This window comes from Amycolatopsis sp. NPDC104587, from assembly GCF_055583645.1.
Genome location: NZ_JBVJNO010000008.1, coordinates 393390 through 419761 on the forward strand (window position 1 = coordinate 393390; position 26372 = coordinate 419761).

Consider the following 26372-nt stretch of genomic DNA (forward strand, 5'->3'; position numbering starts at 1 on the left):
CGTCGGTCATCCTGGTTGGTCTCCCGCGCGCAACGCCAGGTAGACGTCGAGCTGGTCGGTGAACTCGGTCAGGTCCGCGCCGAGCAGCTCGCCCGCCCGGCCGATGCGGTAGCGGAGGGTGTTGACGTGGACGTGCAGCGCCTTCGCCGCCCGCGTCGGCGATCCCGAGCACTCGAGGAACACCCGCACCGTGTGGACGAGGTCCGTGTGCTGCTCGGCGTCGTACTCCAGCAGCGGCCCGAGGACCCGCCGCCGCACGGCCGCGCGCAGCCCGTCGGGTGCTCCGGCCAGCAGCAGCCGGTGCACGTCCACCTCACCGGCCGAGACCACCCGCGCGTGCCGCCGGGCCGCGACTTCCAGCGCGTACCGGGCCGATTCCCACGCTTCGTCCCGGGGGCCGGGGTCGCTCACCCCGCACCAGATCCGTTTCGACCGCAGCAACGGTTCCACAGTGGACAGCTCGGCCGCGGACGGCCGCCCCGCGGTCGCCGCGAAGGAAGTGTCCCCGGTGGATTCGAGCAGCAGCCCGTCCGGGAGCAGCTCCAGCAGGACGTCCCGGCTCTCGTCGCTGCCCTCGGTCCGCAACGCGACGACGCGCGCCTCTCCGGGCAATTCGGCCTCGGGCCGCGGAGAGCGCGCCCGCGTGACGCCGACGAGCCCGGCCAGCTCCTCGGCCAGCTCGGCCTGCGCGGTGCTCAGCGTCCCGCCCGCGGCGATCAGCCACGGCACGGCGTGCCGGCCCTCGACCGGGACCACCGTCAGCGGCCCGGGCTCCTTCGCCGCGTACTTGCCGACGACGTCGGCGGCGGGCACTGGCAGCGTCGTCGTCCCGGCGACCACCCGGCCGAGGCCCGACAGCACCCAGCAGGGCACCCCGAGCTCGGCCGACGCGCGCTCCAGCAGCGTCTCGACGGGCGCATCCGCGGCGGCCTGCAAACGTTTGCGCGCGCTTTCGGACGCGGCTGCCAGTGCCAGCACCACCTGCTCGGTGATCACCGAGAACGAAAGGTCGGTGGGCACTTCCAGCAGCGGGATCCGGTGCCGCTCGCAGGCCTCGGCGACGTCACCGGGGATGCCGCCGGAGTCGGCGCCGGACGCGGCCAGCGCTGCCGCGCCCGCCCGGGCCAGCGCGGCCACGAACGGCTCGGCGTCGCCTGGGCGACGCCACCAGAGCAGGCCGGAAAGCACCAGCTCACCGGCCGACAGGTACCGTCCGGGGTCGGGTAGCTCCGTGACGTAGATGCGCGTCACCGGCCGGTCGAGCAGGTCGGCCCCGGCCAGCGGGCGCAGTCGCAGCCCCGGCAGTCCCAGCAGAGTTTTCACGGTCGTCATCAGGCTTGTAGGAAAGCACAAACGCCCGGTGTTTCGCTGCTGTGCGTTTCATGCGCCGTGCCGTTGCCGCCCGGCCCGGCATAGGCGTCTACTGGTCTATCGCCCCTCACAAAGGAGCAAGCGTGGAGTTCCTGCGTCCCACGACGCTGGCCGAGGCCCTGGCGCTGAAGGCCGAGCGGCCCGACGCCGTGCCCATCGCCGGCGGCACCGACGTCATGGTCGAGCTGAACTTCGACCACCGGCGTCCCGAGGCCCTGCTGGACCTGACCACGGTCCCCGAGCTCACGGAGTGGTCCACATCGGACGGAAAGGTCCGGCTCGGCGCCGGTGTCCCCTACAGCCGCATCATCGCTGAAGTGGGTGAATCCGTCCCCGCGCTGGCGATGGCGTCGCGCACGGTCGGCTCGCCCCAGATCCGCAACCGCGGCACGGTCGGCGGCAACCTCGGGGCGGCGTCCCCGGCCGGTGACACCCACCCGGTGCTGCTGGCCCTGGACGCGCGGGTCGAGGTCGCGTCCGTCCGGGGGACCCGGCTCCTCCGCGCGGAGGAGTTCTACGTCGGGGTGAAGCGCCACGCGCTCGAGCCGGACGAGCTGATCACCGCCGTCCACCTGCCCGCGCACGCCGGGCCGCAGCAGTTCGCCAAGGTCGGGACGCGCAACGCGATGGTCATCGCGGTCTGCTCGTTCGCCCTGGCCCTGCGAGGTGGCGAGGTCGGCGCCGCGATCGGCTCCGCCGCGCCGACGCCGCGCCGGGCTCGCGCGGCGGAGGACTTCCTCGCCGCCGAACTGCCGTGGGGCTCGCCGGAGCCGCTGCCCGACTCCCTGAAGCGCCGCTTCGGCGACCTGGTGGCCGAAGCGACGGCGCCGATCGACGACGTCCGGGGCAGCGCCGCGTATCGAAAGCACGCGCTGGGGGTACTCGCCCGGCGTACGTTGACCTGGGCCTGGGACGAACACCGGACGGGGGAGCGGGCATGCGCCTGAATGTCACGATCAACGGCGAGAAACGGCAGGCCGACGACGTCTGGGAGGGCGAAAGCCTCCTCTACGTCCTGCGCGAGCGGCTCGGCCTGCCGGGCTCGAAGAACGCCTGTGAGCAGGGCGAATGCGGCTCCTGCACGGTCTACCTCGACGCCGTCCCGGTGTGCGCCTGCCTGGTCGCGGCCGGGCAGGCCGAGGGCCGCGTGGTGCGCACGGTCGAGGGCCTGGCCGACGGCGACACGCTCGACCCGATCCAGCAGTCCTTTGTGGACCAGGGTGCGGTGCAGTGCGGCTTCTGCACACCGGGCCTGGTCGTGGCCGCGCACGACCTGCTGAACCGCGTCCCCGATCCGAGTGACGAGGAGATCCGCGAGGCGCTGGCGGGGAACCTGTGCCGCTGCACCGGCTACGAGAAGATCCTCGACGCGGTGCGGGTCGCGGCGAAGGGTGGTGTCGCGTGAGGACGCTCATCTCCGGTGCCGCGATCGCTACGGTCAGCGGTCCTGAGCACAAGTCCGGCCACGTCGTCATCGAGAACGACCGGATCGCCGAAGTCGGCGAAGGCGTCTACACCGGCGAGTTCGACGAGCGTGTCGACGCGTCGGGCTGCCTGGTCACGCCCGGCCTGATCAACACCCACCACCACCTCTACCAGTGGGCGACCCGCGGGCTGGCCGCCGACCACACGCTCTTCGAGTGGCTGGTCGCGCTCTACCCGGTCTGGGGCCGCCTCGACGACGGGATCACGCACGCCGCGGGCACCGCCGGGATGGCCCGGCTGGCGCTGACCGGCTGCACGACCGTCGCCGACCACCACTACGTCTTCCCGCGCGACGGCGGTGACCAGGTCGCGGCGCTGGCCGCGGCCCGCCAGCGGATCGGCGTCCGGCTGCACGTCGTGCGCGGGTCGATGGACCGCGGCGAGTCCGACGGCGGGCTCCCGCCCGACAACCTCGTCGAGACGACCGAGGACGCGCTGACCGGCACCGAAGCCGCGATCGCCCGCTTCCACGACGACTCGGCGGGTGCGCACCTGCAGATCGCCGCGGGCCCGTGCTCGCCGTTCTCGGTCACCGAGCGCCTGATGTCCGGCGCGGCCGAGCTGGCCCGCCGCAAGGGTGTCCGGCTGCACACGCACCTCGCGGAGACCCTCGACGAGGAGAAGCAGTGCCTCGCCGAGGTCGGCTGCACGCCCGCCGAATACGCCGACAAGCTGGGCTGGCTCGCCGAGGACGTCTGGCTCGCGCACACCATCCACCTCGCCCCCGACGCGATCCGCCGCTTCGGCGCGACCGGCACCGGCTCGGCGCACTGCCCGACGTCCAACGGCCGGATCGGCGCCGGCATCGCGCCGGTCCGCGACCTCCTGGACGCGGGAGTCGCGGTCGGCCTCGGCGCCGACGGGGCCGCGTCCAACGAGTCCGGCGGCCTCGGGGAAGAACTGCACCAGGCGTTGCTGCAGGCCCGCCAGCGCGGCGGGCCGCGCGGGCTGACCACGCGCGAAGCGCTGTGGATGGGCACGATGGGCGGCGCGCGCTGCCTCGGCCGGGCCGGCGACCTGGGCTCGATCGAGCCCGGGAAGCTCGCCGACCTCGCGATCTGGGACCTGACCGGGCTGAACCACGCGGGCATCACCGACCCGGTCGCGGCGCTGGTGCTGGGGACGACACCGCCGGTGCGGCGGCTGTTCGTCGGCGGCAAGGCCGTGGTCGAGGACGGGGTTCTGCGCGAGGCGGACGAGTCGGAGATCGCGTCCGAGCTGGCGGCCGCGAGCGCCCGGTTGCGGGAGGACCGATGACCACTTCCGTCGGCACGCAGACGGTCAACGGCGTCGGCACCTCGCCGCGGCGACCCGACGGCACGGTCAAGGTGCGCGGCGAGTTCGCGTACTCCTCGGACCTGTGGCACGAGGACATGGTGTGGGGCGTGACGCTGCGCAGCCCGCACCCGTACGCGCGGATCACCGGCATCGACATCACCGAAGCCCTGAAGGTGCCCGGCGTCTACGCGGTGCTGACCCACGAGGACGTCCCCGGCGTCAACCGGTACGGGCTGGAGCACTCCGACCAGCCGGTGCTCGCGTCCGACGTCGTGCGGTACCAGGGTGAGCCGGTCGCGCTGGTCGCCGCCGACCACCCGGAAACCGCGCGACGCGCGATGAAGCGGATCGCAGTCACCTACGAAGAGCTTGCTCCCGTGACGGACTCCGAAGCCGCTGTCGCGGGCGAAGGGCCTTCGCTGCATGACGGCGGCAACGTCGTCCGGCACGTCAAGATCCGCCGCGGACCGCAGGATCTCTCCGCCGACGTCGTCGTTTCGGGGGTTTACGAGGTCGGCATGCAGGACCAGGCGTTCCTCGGGCCGGAGTCCGGGCTCGCCGTGCCGGACACCGAAGGCGGTGTCGACCTGTACGTCGCGACGCAGTGGCTGCACGTCGACCAGCAGCAGATCGTCGCCGCGCTGGGCCTGCCGGTCGAAAAGGTGCGGCTGACGCTCGGCGGCGTCGGGGGAGCGTTCGGCGGGCGTGAGGACCTGTCGATGCAGGTCCACGCGTGCCTGCTGGCGTTGCACACCGGCAAGCCGGTGAAGATGGTCTACAACCGCGAAGAGTCCTTCTACGGTCACGTCCACCGCCATCCGGCGAAGATGTACTACGAGCACGGCGCCACTCACGATGGCCGTCTCGTGTACGTGCGTACGCGGTTGTTCCTCGACGGAGGCGCGTACGCGTCTTCAACGGGCGCTGTGGTCGCGAACGCCGCCACCCTCGGCGTCGGACCGTACACAGTGGACAGTGTTTCGGTCGACTGCTGGGGCACCTACACGAACAACCCGCCGTGCGGCGCGATGCGCGGCTTCGGCGCCGTGCAAGCGGCGTTCGGCTACGAGTCGCAGATGGACAAGCTGGCTCTCGCGTGTGGCCTGGACCCGGTCGAGATCCGCGTCCGCAACGCGATGAGCGAGGGTTCGCTCATGCCGACGGGCCAGGTCGTCGACTCCGACGCGCCGGTCGCGGAGCTGCTGGAGCGGGTCCGCGCGAAGCCGATGCCGCCGGACCGGCCGTTCGACCTGCGGCACATGCCAGGCGGCGTCTCGAACACCACGCACGGCGAAGGTGTCGTCCGCGGGGTCGGGTACGCCGTCGGGATCAAGAACGTCTGCTTCTCCGAAGGGTTCGACGACTACTCGACGGCCCGCGTGCGCCTGCAGCTGGTCGGCGGTGAGCCGGCGGCGACCGTGCACACCGCGGCCTGCGAGGTCGGCCAGGGCCTGGTGACGATCATGCAGCAGATCGTCCGGACCGAGCTGGGTGTCGAGCAGGTGACGGTGCTGCCGATGGACACCTCGATCGGCAACGGCGGCTCGACGTCGGCGTCACGCCAGACCTACGTCACCGGCGGCGCGGTGCAGGCCGCCTGCGGGGCGGTCCGGGCGCGGCTGCTGTCCCGCTTCGACGAGCGGGTGCGCCTGGTCGGCGGCAAGCTCGTCGCGGCCGACGGCCAGGTGGTCGCCGAGCTGGGAGACGTCCTCGGCGACGACGTCTACGACGAAACGATCGAGTGGCGGCACCGGCCGACCACCGCGTTGGATCCGGAAACCGGGCAGGGCACCGCGCACGTCCAGTACGCGTTCGCCGCGCACCGGGCGGTCGTCGACGTCGACGTCGAGCTGGGCCTGGTCAAGGTGGTCGCGCTCGACTGCGCCCAGGACGTCGGCAAGGCGCTCAACCCGCAGGCCGTGCTCGGGCAGATCCAGGGCGGTTCGGCGCAGGGGCTCGGGCTCGCGGTGATGGAGGAGATCCAGACTTCCGGCGGGAAGATCCGGAACCCCTCCTTCACCGACTACCTGATCCCGACGGTCCTGGACATGCCGCCGATGAGCATCGACGTCCTGGAGCGCCCGGACCCGCACGCGCCGTACGGCCTGCGCGGGGTGGGGGAGCCGCCGACGATCTCGTCGACGCCTGCGATCGTGGCGGCGATCCGGGCCGCGACCGGGCTCGCGCTCACGCGCGTCCCGGTGCGGCCGGAGCACCTCACCGCTACCTGAGCTGCCAGTTCTGGTTGGCGTCGTCGTTGCAGCCCCAGAGCTCGAGCTGGACGCCGTTGACGTTGCCGGCGGGCTTGTCGCCGCCGGTGACGTCGACGCACAGGCCGGTCTGGGTGCCGGTGATCGAGCCGTCGGGGTTGAGCTTGAACTTCTGGTTCGCGCCGCCGTGACAGGTCCAGGCGATGAGCTTGGTCCCGGCCGCGGTGCCGCCGTCGTCGGCGTCGAGGCAGAGGCCATTCGACGCCTTCAGTTCACCGGCGCCGGTGAAGGTCCAGGTCTGGTTGGGGCCGCTGTCGCAGTCCCAGATGTCGACCTTGGTGCCGGGGGTGGTCACGTTGCCGTTGATGTCGATGCAGCGTGACGACGACGCGCCCTGCAGCGCCTTGGCGGCGGTGGTGCCGCCGGCATTGGCCTTCACGCGGTAGATGACGGTGCCGTGCGACGGGACGTTCGCGCTGATCGGGCCGCTGCTCGTGGTCTGCTCTTTCGACCAGAGGTTGGTCAGCCGGTAGCTCGACGCGCCGGGCAGTCCGGCCGCGGCGGCCGTGGTCGAGACGGTCTTCGTGGTGCCGTTTTCGTTGAACAGCACGACGGCGACGTCACCGTCTTGGAGCGGCTTCTTGAGCACGTCGAGACCGCCGCTGGACGAGATCCGCGTGGCCTGCTTGCCGAGCGGGTCCTGGTCGACGGCGATGACGTCGCCGTTGAGGTAGGTCGAGAAGGTGGCGACGCTGGCTGAGCGCAGGTCGGCGCCCGCGATCAAAGGTGCGGCCATCGCGGCCCAGAGCGTGAAGTGGGCGCGATCCTCCTGGAAATCCATGCCGTCGCCGACCTCGAGCATGTCGGGGTCGTTCCAGGCGCCCGGCTTCGCGGCGGACGCGAGGCCGACGTTCTGGCGGTAGATCGAGTCGATGCTGCCCCAGTTGTTGGTGATGTCGCCCGTGGTGCGCCACAGGTTGCCGACGTCCGGCGCCCAGTTCGACGGCGTGAAGTTGCCCCATTCGCAGATGCTGTAGGCGATCGGGCGGCCGGTGGCCTTGAGCGCGTCGCGCATCGCGGAGTAGCGGCGGACGTAGTCCTGCTGGGTCTCGCCGCCGGGGCTGCCGCAGTTGTCGTACTTGAGGTAGTCGACACCCCAGCTCGCGAAGCTGTTCGCGTCGGTCTGCTCGTGGCCGAGGCTGCCGGGGTAGTGCTGGCAGGTCTCGCTGCCGGCGCTTTCGTAGATGCCGAACTTCATGCCGCGCGCGTGGATGTAGTCCCCGAGCGACTTGAGCCCGCTGGGGAACTTGGCGGGGTCGGCGACGAGGTTGCCCGCGGCGTCCCGGTTGCGCGTCATCCAGCAGTCGTCGAGGTTGACGTAGGTGTAGCCGCGGTCGCGCATCCCGGAGCTGACCATGAGGTCGGTGGTCTGCTTGACGAGCGTCTCGTTGATGTTGCACTCGAAGGTATTCCAGGTGTTCCACCCCATCGGGGGTGTTCGGGCGAGCCCGTTCTCGAGGGCGTTCGCGGCCGGGGTGACCAGCCCGATCGCGGCGACGGCGGTGACAAGGACGGCGAAGACTCGGCGCATGGCAGCTCCAACCGACAGCGGTGGGGGAGGAGAAGAGCAGCTTCCGTGTCCACTGCTGCGCGGTCAAGCGCCATTTTGAGTATTCTTGTTGGATTCCCGACTAAAGTTGCGTCGCTTCTTGGAGCAGTCGCCGGGCGACGTCCACGGTCGCCGCCCCCGCGACGGCCATGGCCTCGGTGTCCCGCAGCGAGCGGCAGAGGATGAAGGCGCCTTCGAGGTTGTTGACGGCGGTGATCGTGAGCGTCCGGGCGGCTTCGGCGCCGATGCCGAACTTCGCGAACTTCTCGGTGCCGGCGTCGATCCAGGCGGTGAAGACGTCGGCGGTGGCCTGCCGCAGCGGCTCGTTGGTGCTGGCGACCTCGAGGGCGACCGTGGCGATCGGGCAGCCTTCGACGTAGTCGGTGGCTTCGAGGGTCGCGATCCCGGCGGCGAAGAAGGTCTCGATCCCGCTGACCAGGTCGGGCGCGGGCGCGATGAAGAGGTCGAAGAGCTGGATGTAGGCGAGCCCGGAGGTGCGGACCACCTCTTGGCCGAGCTGTTCCTTGCCGCCGGGGAAGAAGTGGTAGAGCGACCCGAAGGGGGCGTTCGCTTGCGCGACGATCTGCTTCAGCCCGGTCCCGCTGTAGCCGTTGCGCCGGAACAGCTCGGCGCCGGCGGCCATGATGCGTTCCTTGGTCCCTGCCACGACGTCACGATACGCCCGGATTGATAGAACGCTCTATCAATCCGGGCTCGTGGTCAGTGGATGTCCCAGGCCGGGCCGGGGTCCTCGGCGTCGTCACGCAGGATCGTGCCCTCGATCAGGCCGTACGGCCTGTCCGCCGCGTAGAACACCTCGTTGTCGTTCTTCAGCCCGAACGGGCTCAGGTCCACGAGGAAGTGGTGCTTGTTCGGCAGCGAAAGTTTCACCTCGGCGACCTCTGCGCGCGCTTCCAGTACGGCTTCGCCCATGGCGTACAGCGTCTGCTGCAGCGAAAGGCTGTGCTTGAGCGCGAACGTCTCCAGCATCACGCGCCGGATTTCGCGGTGGCTCTCCGCCCAGTCGACGTCCTCGCCCTGGTAGCGCCACTTCGCCGTGACGGCGGTCGCCAGGATCCGGTCGTCGGTCTCGGCGAGCGTGGTGTACTGGTCGCGCGGGAAGCCGTGGAACTCCGAACCGGTGGACTTGAGCAGGGTCAGGCCGTCGATGCCGGAGACGACCCACGCGCGGGAACCTTGGATCGTGACGGCCGTGGTGCGCCGTTCGTCACCCGAGCGGCTGAAGGCGTGGTCGTGCGGCTCGCCGCCGACGGCGATCCGGTCCCAGCCGTGCTCGTCGATCTTGATCCGGGCGCCGGTGATGTTTTCCTGCGTGCCGGTGAAGTGCCGCCCCAGCCGCAGCGCGAAGTCCTCGATCTCGCCGACCGGCGCCTCCTTCGCGAAGGCGTACACGGTGTTCTTCTGCGTGTCGGTCGCGAGCACGCCCGCGTTGTCGCCGGTGAGGTGCGTCGCGGCCAGCTCGCCGCGCAGCGACGTCGACACGGTGAGGTCCTTCAGGTGGTGCACGGGGCCGTCGCGGCGCACCGTCACCAGACGGACCTCCGCCTTGCCGTACTGGTTGGGGCCCAGGGTGATGGCCACGGTTCAGCTCCCTCGGTAGGTCGAATAGGCGAACGGGCTGAGCAGGAGCGGCACGTGGTGGTGCGCGGTGCCGTCGGTGATCCGGAAGGTGAGCGCCACCTCCGGGAAGAAGGCGTCCGGGCCCAGGTAGGCGCCGGTGTCGAAGACCAGGCGGTAGGCGCCGGGGTCCAGGGTTTCGGGCCCGAGGTCGCGGATCCGGCCGTCGTCATCGGTGCGCCCGTCGGCGACCTTTTCGCCGGTTTGCGTCTCGAACCGCACGGCGATTCCCGGGGCGGGGCGCCCGGTCGCCGTGTCGAGGACGTGGGTGGTCACGAGGCTCACGCGGTCACCGCTTTCGCGAGTCGGAGTTCGGCGATCTTCAGCAGCTCCCGCCCGGCGACGGCCAGTTCGGTCGCGGGGTCGTTGTCCAGCCGGCTTTCGAGGATCTTCAGCAGCTCTTCGCCGCTTTTCCCGCTGGCGCAGACCAGGTAGACGTGGCCGAACTTGGCTTCGTACCGGGCGTTCGCCGCGGCGAACGCCTCGGCATTGTCCACACCGGACTGTTCCGATCGTGACCAGTCGCCCTCGGTGCCCTGCTGCTTCGGCTTTTCCCCGATCCGGGGATGCGCGGCCATGGCCTGCCGGATCTCGTCACTGCTCAACGGCAGCTCGGCGGCGGCCTTGAGGGCGTCGGCGTTTTCGTAGGGCCGGTGGTCGAGCATGGTGTCCACCCAGCGGGGGACGGCAAGACAGGCCGTCAGCGCCGGACGCACGTCATCGGCGTCGGCGGTGTTGAAGTCGGTGAGGGTGAGCGGCACGGGGAACTCCTCGTGAGTGGCGTCCCGCTGACCGTACGTTGACGCCGGAGTTCCGTCAACATTTTGTTGAAAGCCCAGGTCAGTCGGCTTCCCGGTTGAGGTAGTTGTAGACGGTGAACCGCGTGACCCCCAGCGCGTCGGCCACCGAGGAGACGGATTTCCGCAGGCCGAAGGCCCCACGTTCCCGCAGTAGCCGGACGGCCCGCTGCTTGCCGGTCCGGTCGAGGTCGCCGAGTTTCGCGCCGAGTTCGCGTTCGACGTCGGCGATCAGCCGGGCGAGCGCGTCGTGCAGCTCGACGACGGTTTCGGGTGCGCCGGCTGTGCTCGTGTCCTGCGGTGCGCCGACGGTTTCAGCCGCGCTGGCTTTGCTCGTGTCCTGCGGTTCGCTCGCGGTTCCCGGCGTGCCGGTCGTCCTCGTGTCCCGCGGTGCGCTGATGGTTTCGGGTGCGCCGGGTTTCCTCGCGTCCTGCTGGTTGCTGCCGGTTCCGGGCGTGCCGGTTTTCCCCGTGTCCCGCGGTTCGCTCGCGGTTCCCGGCGTTGCCGTGCCGGCCGGTTCGGCGGCGTCGGCCTGGCCTGAGCCTGCGTGGCGCACCTGCAGTGTCACCTGGGTCGCGCCGCCCTCGAACGCCGCCTTCGTGATGGCCGGGATGGCGTCGAGCAGCGCCTTCGCCTCGCCTCGGGCGAGCGTCCCGAGCGGGCCGAAGTCGGTCTCCAGTCCCGCTTCCGCGGCGGCGTCCCGCGCGGCGAGCGCGTGCTCGGGCGGCGAACCCTCGCCGTGGAACGGTTCGCTCGTGAACTCCGCTTCAAGCCGCACGGCTTGACCGTAACGCGCCGCGTCCGTCGTTGACGAGCGGCGCGCGCCGTGGTTACTGTCGTTGTGCGAAACCGTCTTTCCGTACTGTGAAATCGGCGGTGGTCAATCCTCCCGGAGAAGGGTTTTCGGATGGATCTTGTGGTGCGCGCAGCCCGGGCCGTGACGGCCGAGGGTGAGGTTCCGGCGACCCTCGGCGTCGACGGCGGCCGGATCGTCGCGGTCGAACCCGGCGGCGCTTCGCTGACCGGCGACCGGGTGCTCGAGCTCGGCGAAGACGTCGTGCTGCTGCCGGGACTCGTCGACACGCACGTCCACGTCAACGATCCCGGCCGCGCCGAGTGGGAGGGCTTCGAGACGGCGACCCGCGCGGCTGCCGCCGGCGGGGTGACCACGATCGTGGACATGCCGCTCAACAGCCTGCCCCCGACCGTCGACGTGGCGGCGCTGGAGGTCAAGCGCAAGGCGGCGGCCGGCCGGGTTCACGTCGACGTCGGCTTCTGGGGCGGCGCGATCCCGGGGAACGTGTCGGACCTGCGAGGCCTGCACGAAGCCGGCGTGTTCGGCTTCAAGTGCTTCCTGCTGCATTCGGGAGTCGACGAGTTCCCACCGCTCGACCCGGCGGGCCTCGACGAAGCGTTGCGGGAGCTGAGTTCCCTCGACGCGCTGATGATCGTCCACGCCGAGGACGCCCACGAGATCGACTCGGCCCCGGAGCCGCACGGCGGTCGTTATGTCGACTTTCTGCATTCGCGGCCGCGGCAGGCGGAGAACCTCGCGATCACACACGTGATCGAGGCGGCGCGCCGGAACTCGGCCCGGGCCCACATCCTGCACCTGTCCTCTTCGGACGCTCTGCCGCTGGTCGCTTCGGCGCGCAGCGAGGGAGTGGCGCTGACCGCGGAGACCTGCCCGCACTACCTCAGCTTCGTCGCCGAGGAGATCCGCGACGGCGCGACGCAGTTCAAGTGCTGCCCGCCGATCCGCGAGGCGGCCAACCGCGAACGGCTTTGGCAGGGGCTCGCCGACGGCGTGATCGACACGATCGTCAGCGACCACTCGCCGTGCACGCCGGAGCTGAAACGCTTCGACAGCGGCGACTTCGGCCTCGCCTGGGGCGGGATCTCCAGCCTGCAGCTGGGGTTGCCGGCGATCTGGACACAGGCGCGGCAGCGCGGGTTCGCGCTCACCGACGTCGTCCGCTGGATGGCCGAGCGCACGGCCGCGCAGGCCGGGATGCGCCGCAAGGGCCACCTCGCGGTGGGCTACGACGCGGACTTCTGCGTCTTCGCGCCGGACGAGGCTTTCGTGGTCGACGTCGCGAAACTGAAGCACCGCAACCCGGTCAGCGCGTACGACCGGCGGCCGCTCGCCGGCGTCGTGCGCTCGACCTGGTTGCGGGGCACACCCATCACCGGCGACGAGCCGCGCGGCGCGTTGCTGACCCGGGGGGACTGCTGAAATGGAGGCTGCTTTGCCCGATCGTCCTGATCACCCTGATCGTCCTGAGTGGACGGAACTGCCCGACCTCGCCTCACGCCGGTTCGGCGGGACGGTGATGTGGGCGACCGACGAGCTGTTCGCCGAGAAGGAGAACCTGGTCAACCCGTGGACGCCGGCGCACCGCGCCGAGACGTTCGGCCCGAAGGGCCAGGTCTACGACGGCTGGGAGACCCGCCGCCACCGCGAACCGGGCGACGACCAGGCGATCCTGCGCCTCGGCCTGGCGGGCACGGTCACCGGCGTGGTGGTCGACACGGCGTTTTTCAAGGGCAACTACCCGCCGTTCGTGTCCGTCGAGGCCGCGTCGGTGCCGGGATACCCGAGCGCGGCGGAGCTGACGTCGGCGGACTGGGACGTCCTGGTCGACCGCGCCCCGGCTTCGGGACACACGGAGAACTTCTACGCGGTGAACGGCTCGCGCCGGTACACGCACGTGAGGCTGACCCAGCACCCGGACGGCGGTGTCGCCCGCCTGCGTGTGCATGGAGCCCCGATCCCGGACCCGGACCTGCTCGACGTGGACGCGCTCGACCTGGCGGCCCTGGAGAACGGCGCCCTGGTCACCGGCTGCAGCAACAGGTTCTACTCGTCGCCGAACAACATGCTTTCGCCCGGCCTGGCCGCGCACCAGGCCGAAGGCTGGGAGACGGCCCGCCGCCGCGACGACGGCAACGACTGGGTGACCCTCCGCCTGGCCGGCGCCGGCATCGTCCGGTTCGCCGAGCTGGACACGAGCAACCTCAAGGGCAACGCGCCCGGCTGGGCCTCGGTCAGCGGCCGCGACACGTACGGCGAGTGGGTCGACCTGCTGCCGAAGACCCGCTTGCAGCCGGACACCCGCCACCGGTTCGCCCTGAAGGACGGCCCGGAGATCACGGAGGCCCGCCTCGACATCTACCCGGACGGCGGCCTAGCAAGGCTGCGCCTGTTCGGCCGCCTCACCGAAGCGGGGCGCACCAACCTGAAGGCCCGGTTCGCCAAGACTCGCTGAGCAGCACCGACCTGCGCTGACCTGCGCGGGCCGCCGGTCTCCCGGCGGCCCAAGGTCGGCCTGACGTCGGTCCTCGGTCGACTTGCGGCCGGCCCGTGGTCGGTCCGGTGTCGGCTCACGGTCGGCCCGGTGGCAGATCATGGTCGGCCCGTGCCGGCTCGCGATCAGCCCGCGTCGACCCTGGTCGGCTCGCGGCCAGTCCGCTGCCAGCCCATGGTCGGCTCGGTGTCGGTCCGTGGTCGACTTGGTGGCAGCCCGTGGTCGGCCCGTGCCGGCTCGCGGTCAGCCGAGTCGGCCATGGTCGGCTTGCGGCCAGTCCGGTGCCAGGCCACGGTCGGCTCGGTGTCGGTCCGCGGCCAGCCCAACGCCAACCCATGGTCAGCCCGGTGGCAGCCCATGGTCGGCCCGGTGGCGGCTCGCGGTCGGCCTGTGCCGGCTTGCGGTCAGCCCGCGTCGGGACGGTTGAGGTAAGCCGAGGCCAGCGACAGCACGCATGCACAGCCGACGACCGCGCTCACCCACCACGGCAGCCCGGCCACGATGCTCCAGACGAAGCCCGCCGCCGCCAAGACGGCGACGAGGATGTTCCGGAACTGCAGCGGGGTCGGTTTGGCCATGCCGCCAGCCTCTCACGCGCCCGCGTCAGACCTCCGCGCGCTCCCCGGGTTCGAGCAGCACGAGCCGCTCGGCCAGCCCGGCCGCCTCGAACTCCTTCCGCAGCACGTCCGGACCCTCGTGGAAGTGCTGCCAGCCCCGGAAGTGCAGCGGGACGATCTTCGCCGACCCGAGCACCTTCGCCGCCTCGACGGCGTTCTCGCTGGTCAAAGTCAGCGGAGCCCCGTCGAAGAGCTTGGTGCGAGCGCCACCGGCGAAGAGCACCGCGATGTCGACGCGGAACCGCGACGCGATCTCCCGCACCAGCCCGACCGACGCGTTGTCCCCGCTCACGTAGACCGTGGGCAGCCCGTCGCCGCTCAGCACGAACCCGGTGACCTCCCCGCTGACGCGCTCGGCGCCTTCCGGCCCGTGCAGCGCCGGGACGGCCGTGACCGTGAGCGGCCCGACCTGTGCCTCCTCCCAGGCCGCGAGGCCGCGGGCGGTCCCACCCAGCCGGCTGGCCCCGCTGGGCGTGATCAGCGTCAACGGCACCGTCGCCAGGTACGCGCGACCCCGGTCGTCGAGGTTGTCGGGGTGCTGGTCATGGGACAGCAGCACGGCATCCACCACGCCGACGGCCTCCTCGGTCAGCACCGACTCCTCGGTCTTGACCAGCACCCGCTCGCCGATGGGATGGTCACCCGGCGGGTCGAACGTCGGGTCGGTGAGCAGCCGGACACCGCCCAGCTCCAGCAGTGCGGTCGGACCACCGGACAAAGTGATCCCGAGTTTCTCGGTCATATCGGGGCCAACAGCGGGAGCGGACGTTCCCTTCCCTAGGGTGCCGACTGCCTCCGTGAACTGATCACGCCGGTGTTGAACCCGGCCAGGTGCAGCCCGCCTGCGAACCGCGCGTGCTCGATCTTCACGCACCGGTTCATCACGACGTCCAGCCCGGCCTCCCGGGCCCGGTCGGCCACCGGCTCGTGCCACAGCCCGAGTTGCAGCCACAGCGTCCGCGCGCCGGCGTCGATCACCTCGTCGGCCACCTGGGGCAGGTCGTCGTGCTTTCGGAACACGCTGACCAGGTCCGGCTCACCCGGCACGTCCTTGAGAGAGGCGTACACCGGCTTCCCGAACAGGGTGTCCAGCCGCGGGTTGACGAAGTTGACCTCGTAGCGCGTCGACGAAAGCAGATAGGTGGCGACGAAGTAACTGGGCCGCGCCGGATTGGCGGACGCGCCCACCAGAGTCACCGACTTGGTCCGGTTCAGGATCGCGCGCCGCTCGACCGCTCCGACCGCATGGGTCATCCGGCCACCGCCTTCCCCAGCGCCTGGTCGAGGTCCCAGAGGATGTCCTCGACGTCTTCGAGCCCGATCGACAACCGGATGAGGTCGGGCCCGACCCCGGCCGCGGCCAGCTGTTCCTCCGACAGCTGCGCGTGTGTTGTCGACCCCGGGTGGATGACGAGGGTGCGCGCGTCCCCGACGTTCGCCAGGTGGGATAGCAGCTCCACCGATTCGACGAACTTCTCACCCGCGGCGCGCCCGCCGGTGATGCCGAACGAGAACACCGCGCCCGGCCCAGCCGGCAGGTACTTCTTCGCCAGGTCGTGGTGCTGGTGCGAGGGCAGTCCGGCGTACGAAACCCACGCCACCCGGGGATCCGCTTCGAGGTACTCGGCGACGGCTCGGGCGTTGGCGACGTGGGCGTCCATCCGCTGCGGAAGCGTCTCGACGCCTTGCAGCAAAAGGAAAGCCGAGTGGGGCGAAAGCACGGCGCCGATGTCGCGCAGCTGCTCGGCGCGCAGCCGGGTGCAGAACGCGTACTCGCCGAAGTTCTCCCAGTACCGGAGTCCGCCGTAACTCTCGACGGTCTCGGTCATCCGCGGGAACTTCCCGTTGCCCCAGTCGAACTTCCCGGATTCGGCGACGATGCCGCCGAGCGTCGTCCCGTGGCCGCCGAGGAACTTCGTCGCCGAGTGCAGCACGATGTCCGCGCCGTGTTCGATCGGCCGGCACAGGTACGGCGTCGCCAGTGTCGCGTCGACGACCAGCGGGATGTCGTGGGAGTGCGCCAGGTCCGCCAGCGCCGCGAGGTCGGCGATGCCGCCGCCCGGGTTGCCGATCACCTCGGTGTAGAGCAGCCGGGTCCGGTCCGTGATCGCCGCCGCGTAGTCGGTGATGCCGCCGCTCACGAACGTCGTCTCCACACCGAAGCGCCGGAGCGTGCCGGTGAGCTGGGTGACCGTGCCGCCGTAGAGACCGCTCGCGGACACGATGTGGTCGCCCGCCTCGGTGAGCGCGCTGAAGGTGAGGAACTCCGCGGCCTGCCCGCTCGCGGTGGCGACCCCGCCGATGGCGCCTTCGAGACTGGCGATCCGCTCCTCGAACGCGGCCACGGTCGGATTGCCGATGCGGCTGTAGACGTTCCCGTACTTCTGCAGGGCGAACAGGTTCGCCGCGTCGGCCGCGTCTTCGAAGACGAAGCTCGTCGTCTGGTAGATCGGCACGGCGCGGGCGCCCGTCGCCGGATCGGGAGTTCCGCCCGCGTGCAGTGCGCGGGTGCGGAAGCCCCAGGTGCGTTCACTCATCGGTTCTCACCGTAACCGTCCTCCCCTTCGGATCGCCACGCCTTCCACGAGGTGGGCGAGGTTGTTTCGTGCCGCCAACGCTAGCACGCTTTGGCATTCCGTGCGCTACACTCGAAAGCATGAAATGCGCCGCCTGTGGCAAGCCACTGCCACCTCGCCAGGGATCTGGGCGAAATCGCCAGTATTGTGATGCCACGTGCCGGAGCGCCGCCCGCCGGCAACGCGAACACGTAAAGTCTGACTTGACACGCCCGCCGCGTCAATACATCCTTGACACTGTGCCGAAGCACGAACCGCTGGCCACGGTCGGCGAAGCGTTGCGGAAGGTCCGCGACGCGGAGGCGACGTTGCGCGACGCGGTGGACGCGGCCCGGACGGCCGGGCACACGTGGCAAGAGATCGGCGACCTGCTCGGCACCAGCCGGCAGGCCGCTTTCCAGCGGTTCGGCCGGCCGGTCGACCCGGCGACAGGAGCATCCATGGCGGAACTGAAGCTGCCCGACGCGGTGCGCCGCGCCGAAGGGCTGGTGGCGGAGCTCGTCGGCTGCCAGTGGCACGAAGTGCGCCGGGACTTCGACGACCGCATGCGTGCGGCGGTCGGCGAAGACGAGCTGCGGCTCGCCTGGGCGCAGGTGGCCGGAGCGGTCGGTCAGTACGAGCGGATGGGGGAGGCGTATGCGCGGAGCACGGGCGACTACACCATCGTCCACCTGCCGCTGGCTTTCGAGGCCGGCGAGCGGACCGTGCTGGTGACCTACCGCGAGGACGGTCAGGTGGCCGGGTTGTGGATCCGGCCGCCCGAGGAATAGCGGACAACCAAGGGGGAACCATGAAACCGCAAGGGGGAGTCATGAAAACGGCGATAGTGGGTGTGGTCGCGCTACTGGCGCCGCTGGTGGCTCCGGCCGCCGGCGCCGCGGAGGTGCCGACGGCGGGCCAGCAGCTCGCATGGGTGGTCGACGCGACCGGGCGCGTCCCGGTGGCCGATGCCGAGGTGCGGCAGCACGTCGCCGAGGTCCTGCTGACCGCGGCCGGCGGCACGGCGGGCGTCAACGCCGCGTTCACCGGATTCGGCCGCCTCGAAGTGAAACGGGTCGTCAGCGAAGCACCGGACCACGTCGAGGCCGCGGTCCACGGCACCGCGGACGACTACCTGCTGGACCTGCACGTGGACCAGGCCGGGCTGATCGACGGGCTCCGCGCGACGCCGGACGACCCGGCGCCGTCGTCGTGGCCGGAGATCGACACCCAGCTCGCGGCGCTCGGCGCCCGGGTGTCGTTCGGCGCGTCGGAGATCCTTCCGGACGGGCGCTGCCGCGACGTGCACGGCGTGCGTGACAACGTGCAGCGGCCGTTGGGTTCGGCGTTCAAGCTGTACGTGCTGGGAGCGCTCGGCAAGGCGGTCGCCGAGCACAAGGCGTCCTGGACCGAGCAGCTGGCGATCCGCGACGACTGGAAGAGCCTGCCGTCCGGGGTGCTGCAGAACCAGCCCGCGGGCACGAAGCTCCCGCTGTCGGAGTACGCCGACAAGATGATCTCGATCAGCGACAACACCGCCACCGACCACCTGATCCACCGGCTCGGCCGGGATGCGGTGCAACGGCAGGTCGTGGCGTTCGGCAACCAGCGGCCGTCGGCGAACATCCCGTTCCTGACCACGAAGGCGCTGTTCGAGCTCAAGGCCACGCAGTACCCGGCTCGCGCCGATGCTTACCTGGCGTTGCCCCGCTGGGCACGTCCGGCGGCGGTGGCCGGGCTGGAACGGCTCCCGCTCACCGGGCTCACCGCCTGGCCGGCGCCGGAGAAGATCGACGACATCGAGTGGTTCGGGTCCCCGGACGACATCTGCCGTGCGTTTTCCGGACTGCAGAAGGAGAACCAGCCGGAGATCGGGCACGCGCTGTCGCTGAACGACGGCGGGCTCGGGCTCGACCGGGCGAAGTTCCCGCAGGTCTGGTTCAAGGGCGGCAGCGAACCCGGCGTGCTGACCTTGAACTACCTGGCCCGCTCCGCGGACGGCCGGTCGTTCGTCACCAGCGTCATGGTGTCGGACCCGGTGGCGCCGTTGAACGAAGGTCACGTCGCGGCACGAGGAATCGCCGTCGCGAAGGGCGCAGTCGCGCTTCTCGCGGCTACGCTTCGTCCGTGACGGTGCGGTGGAGCCTGACGATCGACTGCGCGGGTCCTCGCGCGCTGGCAAGGTTCTGGGCGGTGGCCCTCGGCTACATCGAGCGGCCACCGCCCGCCGGCTTCGCGAGCTGGGAAGCCTGGTTCGCCGACCACGACGTGCCCGAGTCGGAATGGGACGACGGCGCCTATCTGAGTGACCCTGAGGGCGTTCTGCCGAACTTGAGCTTCCTGAAGGTGCCCGAAGGCAAGGTCGTGAAGAACCGTGTCCACCTGGACGTTCAGGCCGGTGGCGGCCGGGAGGTCCCGTGGGACACGCGCTGGGAGCGCGTTGTCGAAGCGGTCGCCCGGCTCACCGCGGCGGGCGCGACGATCGTGCAGGAGTACGAACTCGACGGCCGTGCCGACCACATCATGATGGCGGATCCGGAGGGCAACGAGTTCTGCGTGCTCTGAGCCGTCGGGTCGTTCTTCGTCCGATGACCCAGATCACGGGTGGAGTCGTGCGTTCGTGTCACATCGGCCTGCGCCGCGGGGTCTACTGCTGAGAGCCCCGGCGAAAGGAACAGGACACGGTGGACGAGCTGACCGAGCGGTTCGAGCAGGAGCGGCCGCGGCTGCGAGCGGTCGCCTACCGGATGCTCGGTTCGGCGAGCGAGGCCGACGACGCCGTCCAGGAGGCTTGGCTGCGGTTCGACCGCACCGACATGAGGGAGGTCGAGAACGTCGGCGCGTGGCTGACGACCGTTATCGCGCGGGTGTGCTTGTCGATGCTCCGCACGCGTCGAAACCATCGTGAGGAGCCGCTGGAGGGGCGGCCCGAGCCGGGCGAGGAGCGCCGGGACCCGGAGCAGGAGGCGGAGCTGGCCGACACGGTCGGGCTGGCGCTGCTGGTCGTGCTCGACTCGCTGGGGCCGGCCGAACGGGTCGCGTTTGTGCTGCACGACATGTTCGCCGTGCCGTTCGACGAGATCGCGCCGGTGATCGACAAGACGCCGGCCGCGACCAGGCAGCTCGCGAGCCGGGCCCGTCGCCGGGTCAAGGGCGGCGCCGCGGTGGACGCGGACCTGCCGCGGCGGCGGAAGGTGGTCGAAGCGTTCCTGGCCGCGTCGCGCGGAGGTGACTTCGAAGCGCTGCTCGCCCTGCTCGACCCGGACGTGGTGCTGCACGCCGACCGGTTTGTCGGCCCGAGCCCGGCGCCGGTGGTGCTGCGCGGTGTCGAGAGCGTGCGCATGGGCGCGGTGCTGGCTTCCGAACGGGCCCGCGCCAGCGAACTGGCCCTGGTCGACGGCTCGCCGGGCCTGCTGCTGGTGCGCGAGGGACAACTCTCGGTTGTCCTGTCGTTCGAGGTCGACGGCGACCGGATCACCGGCATCGAAGTCATCGCCGACCCGGAGCGGCTGCGCGAGCTGGAGGTGGCCGTTCTCGACTGAGGCCCGGTCAGCCGAGAACGGCGCGGAGGCGTGCTTCGCGCTCGGACGGCGTTTGCCGCGGACAGCTGACGCACTTGGGGTTGCCGACTTCGTAGATCAGGCAACACGACGCCCGGCGCACGGCAGGCGTGCGTCCGACGCGCACGAACCGCGGCTTCGGCAGGCCGAGCCCGATCGCGGCGACCAGGGGCTCGGCCAGCGTCATGGCCAGCTCCGGATCCGGTGTCCAGAGCAGCCGGTTGCCGATCGAGTCGGTGGTGATGGCGCCCAGTGCGCGTTCACGAGCCCCGCTGACCTCGGCGATCGTGCTGATAGCGGCACCAAGCGCTCCAGCGAAGGCGGCGCCCAGCTCGGCCAGGCCACCGGAGAGGCGGCGGGTCGACCGGGCACCGAGGAACCGGCCGTCGGCGACGAGGTCGAGCTCCATGGCGGCCAGGGAGGGATCGGCGAGGACAGAGCGGGCGGAGGGGGCGAGAGCCTGGCCCGTGGACGAGCCGGAAGGGACCGCTCCGGCGGAAGGGACCGCTCCGGCGGAAGAGACCGCTCTGGCGGAAGGACCGCCGGTGTCAGCCGGGGCCGGCCTGCCTGCAGGGGCAACCCCCGCCCGGCCGGCCGATATCGGGGCCGCCGAACCGCCCCCACCCGCGGGCACCTTCAGCAGCCCCGCCGACACCGCCGCGACCAGGCTTTCCACCGCGGGCGCCACCAGCACCGACGAAAGCGAGTACCACCAGATCGTCCCGAGCACCTCCGGCCTCGCGCAGCCGTACAGCTTCGCCGCGCCGCCGATGCGGGCCCGGACCCACTCCGGGTCCGCGAGCAGGGCTGCGGACGCGGTCCAGTCGGGCTTCACGACCTCCAGCCTGCCAGACCGCCACCTACCGCCCTCACAACCGGCGGTAGGTCGACACCGTGAACGACAACGTCACCACCTGCGGCTCGCTCAGCGCGTCGAGGCGCTCGCGGCGGCCGTCGCGGTCGAGGTGGTGGGCCGTCGGGCCCATCTCCACCGCCTGGCGGACCTGGGTGGCCGTCAGCTCCGTCGTGTGGCGGACCGGGGTGCGGCTCGTGCGGGCGAAGTACTCGCCGAGGGTGCCGTCCAGGCGCTCCTGCTTGCGGTCGTCCACGGCCAGCACCAGGTCGCCCAGCTCGCCGAGGTGGTCCGGGGCCGGGGCCGCGACCACCAGCAGGCCGCCGGGGCTCAAGACGCGATGGAACTCCGGTCCGTTGCGCGGTGCGAAGACGTTCAGCACCACCGACGCCACCCCGTCGCCCACCGGCCAGGGCTCCCAGAGGTTCCACACCGCCGCGCCCAGCCGGCCGTGCGCGCGGGCCGCTCGGCGCAGGGCGACCGCCGAGACGTCCAGGGCCAGACCGGCCGCGAGCGGGGCCGCCTCCAGGACGTGGGCCAGGTAGTAGCCCGTGCCGGCGCCCGCGTCGATCACCAGGCCGTCGGTCTCCGCGCACACGCGCGCCAGCGCGTCCGCGAGGGGGCGGTACGCGCCCGATGCCAGGAAGTCCGCGCGGGCCGCGACCATCGGCGCCGTGTCCGCCGTTCCGGCCGGGATTCGCGCGTGCAACAGGTTCACGTAACCCTGGCGCGCTAGATCGAACGAGTGGCCGTTGTCGCAACGCAGCGTGCGTTCGACTGCCCCGATCGGGGTGGCGCACACCGAACATCGCAACGCGTCGACGACCCGGGGTGGCAGTGGGTCATTCCCGTGGCCGGCTGAGGTCATGGGGATATTCGACCACGACGTTTCGCAACCGGACACTCCAGCACAGGTGGCGGGAAACCTGGCTGTAACAACCGGGCGTGGACAGTTCACGCGGGTGAAACCTCGCGAGCCGCCCCGTGAAACACCGCGCGCCAAAACTGCCTTCGCATGAACCCAGGGCACGGGAGGACGATGTGCTGAACGCAGGAGACACCGCGTGGGTATTGGCCAGCGCCGCGCTGGTCATGCTCATGACACCGGGATTGGCCTTCTTCTACGGCGGTATGGTCCGTGCGAAGAGCGTCCTGAACATGCTGATGATGAACTTCATCGCACTGGCGGTCGTGGGGGTGCTGTGGGCCCTCTACGGGTTCACGATGTCCTTCGGCGACGACGCTTTCGGCGGGCTGCTCGGTAACTTCCACTTCGCCGGCCTCGAAAACACCTTCGGCAAGCTGGCCGGCTTCGCGACCGCCGCCACCGACACGAGCCCGGCCGTCGCCTGGCCCGGCTCGGACGGCCTGCCGATCCTCGCTTTTGTGATGTTCCAGCTGATGTTCGCGATCATCACGCCCGCGCTGATCTCCGGCGCCATCGCCGACCGCGCGAAGTTCTGGGGCTGGACGCTGTTCGTCGTCATCTGGGTGACGGTCGTGTACTTCCCGGTCGCTCACTGGGTGTTCTCCTTCAACGGCTTCGTCGGCGAGAACTCCGTCGGCGGCTGGATCGCCAACAACCTCAAGGCACTCGACTTCGCCGGTGGCACCGCGGTCCACATCAACGCCGGCGCCGCGGGTCTGGCGCTGGCCATCGTGCTCGGCAAGCGCCGCGGCTGGCCGAAGGACACCGGGCGCCCGCACAACGTGCCGTTCGTGCTGCTCGGCGCGTCCCTGCTGTGGTTCGGCTGGTACGGCTTCAACGCCGGTTCGGCGCTGGCCGCCAATGACCTCGCCGCCGTCGCGTTCACCAACACCACCGTCGCCACGGCGGCCGCCGTGCTCGGCTGGCTGATCGTGGAGCAGCTGAAGTTCGGCAAGCCGACCACGCTCGGCGCGGCCTCCGGTGCGGTCGCCGGCCTGGTCGCCATCACCCCGGCGTGTGGTTTCGTGAGCCCGATCGGGGCCATCGCGATCGGCCTGATCGCCGGTGTCCTCTGCGCGCTGGCCATCTCGCTCAAGTACAAGTTCGGCTTCGACGACTCGCTCGACGTCGTGGGTGTCCACCTGGTCGGCGGCATCGTCGGCACGCTGCTGATCGGTTTCTTCGGCACCACCAGCGTCAACTCCCTCGGCGCCGACGGCCTCTTCTACGGCGGCGGGTTCACCCAGCTGGGCCGTCAGGCGCTCGCGGCCGGTGCGGTGCTGCTGTACTCCTTCGTGTTGTCGTTCATCATCGGCTTCGTGATCAAGAAGGCGGGCGGCTTCCGCGTCAGCACCGAGGACGAGGTCAGCGGCATCGACGAGGCCCAGCACGCGGAGAGCGCGTACGACTTCACCGGGTCGGGCGGTGGCCTCGGCCAGCCGACGACCATCCCGGTCAAGACCGCCACCTCGCACGCGAAACTCGAGGAGAGCAAGGCATGAAGCTCATCACGGCGATTGTGAAGCCGTTCACGCTCGACGACGTCCGCTCCGCGCTGGAGCAGCTGGGCGTGCTGGGCATGACGGTGAGCGAAGTCCAGGGTTACGGCCGTCAGAAGGGCCACACCGAGGTCTACCGCGGTGCGGAGTACTCGGTCGACTTCGTGGCCAAGCTGAAGATCGAGGTCGTCACCGACGACACCAACGTGGAGAAGGTGCTCGACGCCATCACCACGGCCGCGCACACCGGCAAGATCGGTGACGGCAAGCTGTGGGTGACGCCGGTCGAGACGGTCATCCGGGTACGAACCGGCGAGCGCGGCACGGACGCGCTATAGGCGTCCGGGATGGCCGACGGGGGCGAACTGGTCAAGGCCACCGAGCGACTGCTCGAGGGCAGGCACGGGAGGCTGGGGGCGTCCGCACTGCGGGCGGCCCTGGTCGACCTCTACGAGTTCTGGCTGGGCAGGGGAGCCTCGGCGGCCGGCGTCGACACCGCGGAACCGGGTGTCGCGCTGGTCGCCGTGGGCGGGCTCGGCCGCCGGGAGCTGGTGCCGTTCTCCGATCTCGACCTGCTGCTGGTGCACAACGGCAACAGCAGGGTCGGCGAGATCGCGGACGCGCTCTGGTATCCCTTGTGGGACGCGAAAGTCGGGCTCGACCATTCGGTCCGCACGCCCGGTGAAGCGCTGAAGGTCGCTTCGGAAGACCTGCGGGTGGCCATGGGCCTGCTCGACGCCCGGCACCTCGCCGGGGATGCCGAGCTGGCCGGCCGCCTGGTTTCGGCGGCACGTGACCAGTGGCGCCGCACCGCGCGCAAGCAGATCCCCGATCTGACGGCGTCGGTGCGGCAGCGCTGGACCCGCAGCGGCGAGATCGCGCAGTCCGCGGAGCCCGATCTCAAGCACGGCCGGGGTGGCCTGCGCGACTTCGCCGTCCTGGAAGCCCTGGCGGCGGCGCAGCTCACCGCCCGCCCGGGCGAGGAGCTCCTCCAGGCCAAGGAGCTCCTGCTCGACGTCCGCACCGAGCTGCGTCGCGAGATCCGGCGCGAACGGGACGTCCTGTCCGCGCCGGAGGCCGAGCTGGTGGCCGCCGAGCTCGGCTTCGGCGACCGCTTCACGTTGGCCCGCAAGCTTTCCGGCGCCGGACGCACGATCGCGTACGCGCTGGACGTCGCGTTGCGGTCCACTGTGGAGCCACCGAAGTCGCGGTTCGGACGGCGGCCTTCCCGCACACCGCTCGCCGAAAACGTGGTGCTGCACGGGAACGAGGTCGCGCTCGCCCGCGACGCCGTCCCGGCGAAGGACCCGGCGCTGCTGCTGCGGGTCGCCGCCGCGTCGGCGCGCACGGGCAAGCCGATCGCGCTCGGCACGCTCAAGGCGCTGGCGGAGTCGGCTCCGGAGCTGCGGGCGCCGTGGCCGGCCGAGGCGTTGAACGCCCTGGTGGAGCTGCTGGGCGCGGGGGAGGGCCTGGTCGACGCCGTCGAGTCGCTCGACCGGACCGGGCTCTGGTCCCGGCTGTTCCCCGAGTGGGGCGCGGTCCGCGACCTGCCGCCGCGCTCGCCGGTGCACCAGTGGACGGTCGACCGGCACCTCGTGCGCACCTGCGTCGAGGCGGCCAAGCTGACCACCACGGTCTCCCGGCCCGACCTGCTGCTGATCGGCGCGCTGCTGCACGACATCGGCAAGGGCCGCGACGCCGACCACTCGGAGCTCGGCGCCAAGATCTCCGCCCAGGTCGCGACCCGGCTCGGCCTCGACCCGGCCGACGCCGCGACGGTGTCGGCGATGGTCCGCCACCACCTCCTGCTCCCGCACACCGCGACCCGCCGCGACATCAGCGAGCCGGCGACGGTGGCGCGCGTGGTGAAGACCCTGGACAGCGATCTCGTCCTGGTCGAGCTGCTGCACGCGCTCACCCAGGCCGACTCGCTGGCCACCGGTCCCGGCGTCTGGACGGACTGGAAGGCGCGGCTGCTCGCCGAGCTCGTCACCGGGTGCGAAGAAGTGTTGCGCGGCAAGGGGTTCACCGCGCCGGAGCCGATGGACGCCGAACAACGCGAGCTCGTCGCGCAGGCCGTGGCGTCGGGCAACGGCGAGATCCGGATCAGCTCACACGGCAAGGTCGTCACGGTGCTGCTGGCCGTGCCGGCGCGCGCGGAGCTCCTGGCCCCCGCGGCCGGCGTGCTGGCGCTGAACTCCCTGGAGGTGCATTCGGCGGTCCTGCGCGGGCACGACGGTGGCCGCGCCGGGGTCTTCACGGCGTCCCCGAAGTTCGGCTCGCTGCCGGAGGTGACGCTGCTGCGCGAGCAGTTCGCCCGCGCGGTCGCCGGCACGCTGCCGCTTACCCAGCGTCTCGCGGCGAAGGAGCGTGACTACGGCTCGCCCGACGCGGCCACGGTCGCGCCGAAGGTCCTCTGGTTCGACGACGAGACGAGTGGCCCGGACACGGTGGTCCTCGAACTGCGCGCCGCCGACCGGATCGGCCTGCTGTTCCGGGTGGCGGGCGCTCTGCGGCGCTGCAACGCCGAGGTGCGCTGGGCCAAGGTCGCGACGCTGGGCGGCGCGGTGGTGGACTCGTTCGCGGTGACGCCCCGCAGCGGCCGCATCGAGCCGGGCTGGCGCCGCGAGGTCGAGCAGGCAGTTTTGGCCGCGGCTTCCTGAT

At 71.0% G+C, this 26372-nt stretch carries 26 protein-coding genes and 1 pseudogene; 13 read left to right on the forward strand and 14 right to left on the reverse strand.

The window, feature by feature from the left end; translation table 11 throughout:
* Positions 1-6: 6 nt before the first annotated feature.
* Positions 7-1332, reverse strand: a complete 1326-nt coding sequence (locus ACZ61C_RS26850) for a PucR family transcriptional regulator (RefSeq protein WP_465310580.1) — start codon at positions 1330-1332, stop codon at positions 7-9.
* 122 nt (positions 1333-1454) lie between these two features.
* Here ACZ61C_RS26850 and ACZ61C_RS26855 point away from each other — a divergent pair, with 122 nt between their 5' ends.
* Genes ACZ61C_RS26855 through pucD form a run of 4 tightly spaced genes read left to right on the forward strand, consistent with a single transcriptional unit; the run spans position 1455 to position 6365 of the window.
* Positions 1455-2318, forward strand: a complete 864-nt coding sequence (locus ACZ61C_RS26855) for an FAD binding domain-containing protein (RefSeq protein ID WP_465310581.1) — start codon at positions 1455-1457, stop codon at positions 2316-2318.
* A complete protein-coding gene (locus ACZ61C_RS26860; protein WP_465310582.1) occupies positions 2309-2776 on the forward strand; it encodes a (2Fe-2S)-binding protein in 468 nt (155 codons plus the stop codon). Before ACZ61C_RS26855 ends, ACZ61C_RS26860 begins: the two co-directional genes overlap by 10 nt.
* Complete coding sequence (locus ACZ61C_RS26865) at positions 2773-4113, forward strand: 8-oxoguanine deaminase (RefSeq protein WP_465310583.1); 1341 nt, start codon at positions 2773-2775, stop codon at positions 4111-4113. The genes ACZ61C_RS26860 and ACZ61C_RS26865 overlap by 4 nt, the downstream gene beginning before the upstream one ends.
* Positions 4110-6365, forward strand: coding sequence for a xanthine dehydrogenase subunit D (pucD, locus tag ACZ61C_RS26870; RefSeq protein ID WP_465310584.1), 2256 nt, complete (start codon positions 4110-4112; stop codon positions 6363-6365). The genes ACZ61C_RS26865 and pucD overlap by 4 nt, the downstream gene beginning before the upstream one ends.
* Here the strand turns inward: pucD and ACZ61C_RS26875 are convergent.
* From ACZ61C_RS26875 to ACZ61C_RS26905, 7 genes and pseudogenes are all read right to left on the reverse strand, one after another.
* Positions 6358-7935 carry a glycoside hydrolase family 27 protein gene (locus ACZ61C_RS26875; protein WP_465310585.1) on the reverse strand — a complete coding sequence of 526 codons (1578 nt, stop codon included), beginning with the start codon at positions 7933-7935 and terminating at the stop codon, positions 6358-6360. The genes pucD and ACZ61C_RS26875 overlap by 8 nt on opposite strands.
* Positions 7936-8035: 100 nt before the next feature.
* Positions 8036-8620, reverse strand: a complete 585-nt coding sequence (locus ACZ61C_RS26880) for a TetR/AcrR family transcriptional regulator (RefSeq protein ID WP_465310586.1) — start codon at positions 8618-8620, stop codon at positions 8036-8038.
* Positions 8621-8673: 53 nt separating this feature from the next.
* Positions 8674-9555 carry a factor-independent urate hydroxylase gene (pucL, locus tag ACZ61C_RS26885; protein WP_465310587.1) on the reverse strand — a complete coding sequence of 294 codons (882 nt, stop codon included), beginning with the start codon at positions 9553-9555 and terminating at the stop codon, positions 8674-8676.
* Between the two features lie 3 nt (positions 9556-9558).
* Positions 9559-9876: a hydroxyisourate hydrolase gene (gene uraH / locus ACZ61C_RS26890; RefSeq protein ID WP_465310588.1), complete on the reverse strand. Its 318-nt coding sequence runs from the start codon at positions 9874-9876 to the stop codon at positions 9559-9561.
* On the reverse strand, positions 9873-10352 hold the full coding sequence (gene uraD / locus ACZ61C_RS26895; RefSeq protein WP_465310589.1) for a 2-oxo-4-hydroxy-4-carboxy-5-ureidoimidazoline decarboxylase: 480 nt from the start codon (positions 10350-10352) through the stop codon (positions 9873-9875). Before uraD ends, uraH begins: the two co-directional genes overlap by 4 nt.
* A 79-nt stretch (positions 10353-10431) precedes the next feature.
* On the reverse strand, positions 10432-10788 hold the full coding sequence (locus ACZ61C_RS26900; RefSeq protein WP_465310740.1) for a helix-turn-helix domain-containing protein: 357 nt from the start codon (positions 10786-10788) through the stop codon (positions 10432-10434).
* A gap of 141 nt (positions 10789-10929) precedes the next feature.
* Positions 10930-11166 (reverse strand): annotated as a pseudogene (locus ACZ61C_RS26905) (helix-turn-helix domain-containing protein); the annotation flags it as partial.
* A 129-nt stretch (positions 11167-11295) separates the two neighbouring features.
* Between ACZ61C_RS26905 and allB the strand changes: the two are divergent.
* Both allB and alc read left to right on the forward strand, forming a co-directional pair.
* On the forward strand, positions 11296-12624 hold the full coding sequence (allB, locus tag ACZ61C_RS26910) for an allantoinase AllB (RefSeq protein ID WP_465310590.1): 1329 nt from the start codon (positions 11296-11298) through the stop codon (positions 12622-12624).
* A gap of 1 nt (position 12625) precedes the next feature.
* Complete coding sequence (gene alc, locus ACZ61C_RS26915; protein WP_465310591.1) at positions 12626-13657, forward strand: allantoicase; 1032 nt, start codon at positions 12626-12628, stop codon at positions 13655-13657.
* Between the two features lie 443 nt (positions 13658-14100).
* On the opposite strand, the gene ACZ61C_RS26920 is transcribed toward alc, so the two are convergent.
* The 4 genes from ACZ61C_RS26920 to ACZ61C_RS26935 are packed head-to-tail and all read right to left on the reverse strand — an operon-like array spanning position 14101 to position 16850.
* Positions 14101-14274, reverse strand: a complete 174-nt coding sequence (locus tag ACZ61C_RS26920; RefSeq protein ID WP_465310592.1) for a hypothetical protein — start codon at positions 14272-14274, stop codon at positions 14101-14103.
* 25 nt (positions 14275-14299) lie between these two features.
* Positions 14300-15055 (reverse strand): MBL fold metallo-hydrolase, encoded by a 756-nt coding sequence (locus ACZ61C_RS26925; RefSeq protein WP_465310593.1) that lies wholly within the window; start codon positions 15053-15055, stop codon positions 14300-14302.
* A gap of 35 nt (positions 15056-15090) precedes the next feature.
* Positions 15091-15567, reverse strand: a complete 477-nt coding sequence (locus ACZ61C_RS26930) for a CoA-binding protein (protein ID WP_465310594.1) — start codon at positions 15565-15567, stop codon at positions 15091-15093.
* On the reverse strand, positions 15564-16850 hold the full coding sequence (locus ACZ61C_RS26935; protein ID WP_465310595.1) for an O-acetylhomoserine aminocarboxypropyltransferase/cysteine synthase family protein: 1287 nt from the start codon (positions 16848-16850) through the stop codon (positions 15564-15566). Before ACZ61C_RS26935 ends, ACZ61C_RS26930 begins: the two co-directional genes overlap by 4 nt.
* Before the next feature lie 278 nt (positions 16851-17128).
* On the opposite strand from ACZ61C_RS26935, the gene ACZ61C_RS26940 reads away from it, so the two are divergent.
* The 4 genes from ACZ61C_RS26940 (at position 17129) to ACZ61C_RS26955 (ending at position 20410) form a co-directional block, all read left to right on the forward strand.
* On the forward strand, positions 17129-17659 hold the full coding sequence (locus ACZ61C_RS26940; RefSeq protein ID WP_465310596.1) for a DUF3887 domain-containing protein: 531 nt from the start codon (positions 17129-17131) through the stop codon (positions 17657-17659).
* A gap of 41 nt (positions 17660-17700) precedes the next feature.
* Complete coding sequence (locus ACZ61C_RS26945; protein ID WP_465310597.1) at positions 17701-18999, forward strand: serine hydrolase; 1299 nt, start codon at positions 17701-17703, stop codon at positions 18997-18999.
* Entirely contained in the window at positions 18996-19433 is a 438-nt protein-coding gene (locus ACZ61C_RS26950; protein WP_465310598.1) for a VOC family protein, read from the forward strand. Before ACZ61C_RS26945 ends, ACZ61C_RS26950 begins: the two co-directional genes overlap by 4 nt.
* A 119-nt stretch (positions 19434-19552) precedes the next feature.
* Positions 19553-20410 (forward strand): sigma-70 family RNA polymerase sigma factor, encoded by an 858-nt coding sequence (locus tag ACZ61C_RS26955; RefSeq protein WP_465310599.1) that lies wholly within the window; start codon positions 19553-19555, stop codon positions 20408-20410.
* Between the two features lie 7 nt (positions 20411-20417).
* On the opposite strand, the gene ACZ61C_RS26960 is transcribed toward ACZ61C_RS26955, so the two are convergent.
* Positions 20418-21029 carry a (2Fe-2S)-binding protein gene (locus ACZ61C_RS26960; protein WP_465310741.1) on the reverse strand — a complete coding sequence of 204 codons (612 nt, stop codon included), beginning with the start codon at positions 21027-21029 and terminating at the stop codon, positions 20418-20420.
* A gap of 268 nt (positions 21030-21297) precedes the next feature.
* Positions 21298-22149, reverse strand: coding sequence for a putative RNA methyltransferase (locus ACZ61C_RS26965; protein WP_465310600.1), 852 nt, complete (start codon positions 22147-22149; stop codon positions 21298-21300).
* Positions 22150-22322: 173 nt separating this feature from the next.
* Here ACZ61C_RS26965 and ACZ61C_RS26970 point away from each other — a divergent pair, with 173 nt between their 5' ends.
* From ACZ61C_RS26970 to ACZ61C_RS26980, 3 genes are read left to right on the forward strand one after another with little or no spacing between them, the layout of a single operon-like run.
* The gene (locus tag ACZ61C_RS26970; RefSeq protein WP_465310601.1) at positions 22323-23711 is read left to right on the forward strand and encodes an ammonium transporter; all 1389 of its coding nucleotides are present in this window, start codon (positions 22323-22325) and stop codon (positions 23709-23711) included.
* The gene (locus ACZ61C_RS26975; protein WP_093952295.1) at positions 23708-24046 is read left to right on the forward strand and encodes a P-II family nitrogen regulator; all 339 of its coding nucleotides are present in this window, start codon (positions 23708-23710) and stop codon (positions 24044-24046) included. Before ACZ61C_RS26970 ends, ACZ61C_RS26975 begins: the two co-directional genes overlap by 4 nt.
* 9 nt (positions 24047-24055) lie before the next feature.
* Positions 24056-26371, forward strand: coding sequence for a [protein-PII] uridylyltransferase (locus tag ACZ61C_RS26980; RefSeq protein ID WP_465310602.1), 2316 nt, complete (start codon positions 24056-24058; stop codon positions 26369-26371).
* Position 26372: the final 1 nt, after the last annotated feature.

What these genes read in the sequence shown, in the direction of transcription:
- ACZ61C_RS26860 (WP_465310582.1), top strand. Translation starts at nt 2,309, where the DNA reads ATGCGCCTGAATGTCACGATCAACGGCGAGAAACGGCAGGCCGACGAC.
- alc (WP_465310591.1), top strand. Translation starts at nt 12,626, where the DNA reads ATGGAGGCTGCTTTGCCCGATCGTCCTGATCACCCTGATCGTCCTGAG.
- ACZ61C_RS26925 (WP_465310593.1), bottom strand. Translation starts at nt 15,055, where the DNA reads ATGACCGAGAAACTCGGGATCACTTTGTCCGGTGGTCCGACCGCACTG.
- pucD (WP_465310584.1), top strand. Translation starts at nt 4,110, where the DNA reads ATGACCACTTCCGTCGGCACGCAGACGGTCAACGGCGTCGGCACCTCG.
- ACZ61C_RS26935 (WP_465310595.1), bottom strand. Translation starts at nt 16,850, where the DNA reads ATGAGTGAACGCACCTGGGGCTTCCGCACCCGCGCACTGCACGCGGGC.
- allB (WP_465310590.1), top strand. Translation starts at nt 11,296, where the DNA reads ATGGATCTTGTGGTGCGCGCAGCCCGGGCCGTGACGGCCGAGGGTGAG.
- ACZ61C_RS26930 (WP_465310594.1), bottom strand. Translation starts at nt 15,567, where the DNA reads ATGACCCATGCGGTCGGAGCGGTCGAGCGGCGCGCGATCCTGAACCGG.
- ACZ61C_RS26965 (WP_465310600.1), bottom strand. Translation starts at nt 22,149, where the DNA reads ATGACCTCAGCCGGCCACGGGAATGACCCACTGCCACCCCGGGTCGTC.
- ACZ61C_RS26920 (WP_465310592.1), bottom strand. Translation starts at nt 14,274, where the DNA reads ATGGCCAAACCGACCCCGCTGCAGTTCCGGAACATCCTCGTCGCCGTC.
- ACZ61C_RS26875 (WP_465310585.1), bottom strand. Translation starts at nt 7,935, where the DNA reads ATGCGCCGAGTCTTCGCCGTCCTTGTCACCGCCGTCGCCGCGATCGGG.
- ACZ61C_RS26975 (WP_093952295.1), top strand. Translation starts at nt 23,708, where the DNA reads ATGAAGCTCATCACGGCGATTGTGAAGCCGTTCACGCTCGACGACGTC.
- ACZ61C_RS26945 (WP_465310597.1), top strand. Translation starts at nt 17,701, where the DNA reads ATGAAAACGGCGATAGTGGGTGTGGTCGCGCTACTGGCGCCGCTGGTG.
- ACZ61C_RS26850 (WP_465310580.1), bottom strand. Translation starts at nt 1,332, where the DNA reads ATGACGACCGTGAAAACTCTGCTGGGACTGCCGGGGCTGCGACTGCGC.
- ACZ61C_RS26980 (WP_465310602.1), top strand. Translation starts at nt 24,056, where the DNA reads ATGGCCGACGGGGGCGAACTGGTCAAGGCCACCGAGCGACTGCTCGAG.